Below are 504 nucleotides of genomic sequence, written 5' to 3' on the forward strand. Positions count from 1 at the left end.
GTATCAGGAATACGGGCAGATGGCGGCAGCGGGCTTTATGCTTGCGTTCAGCCTGCTGATGCTGCTGCAACTCTTGTACTACCGCGAGCCGGAAAGTCCGACTGCGCAAGGCAGTTGGACGGCGTTGGCAGCACGGCTGGTTTCTTTTTGGCAGCAACCTGAAACGGGCTGGCGGTGGCTGGTTTTGCTGTTTGCCGTTGCCGCACCGTATGCGTTTATGGCGGCAACCTTTGTGCCCAAGCTGGCGGATTTGGGCTTCACTCCGAAACAGACGGGCGGAATTTTGGCGGTAGGTATTCCTGTTGCCTGCCTGATTGTGACGCCGCTGTCGGGCTGGTTTTTGCGCAATTATCCGCGCCGCAAACTCGTGTTCCTACTCTACGCGCTGCAACTGCCGCTTTTAGCGTCCATGACTGCCATCGACACGCTCGCACGTGTCGGCTCTTGGCTGCCGCCCGCGCAAATCGTCGCTCTGAGCCTGAGCTACACGCTGCTGCTGCCGGT

1 pseudogene is annotated in these 504 nt (G+C 59.3%); it reads left to right on the plus strand.

What is annotated here, in order from left to right:
• Positions 1–504, plus strand: a pseudogene (locus ACTHUR_RS18795) (MFS transporter); the annotation flags it as partial.

This window comes from Neisseria sp. P0021.S007, from assembly GCF_051956855.1.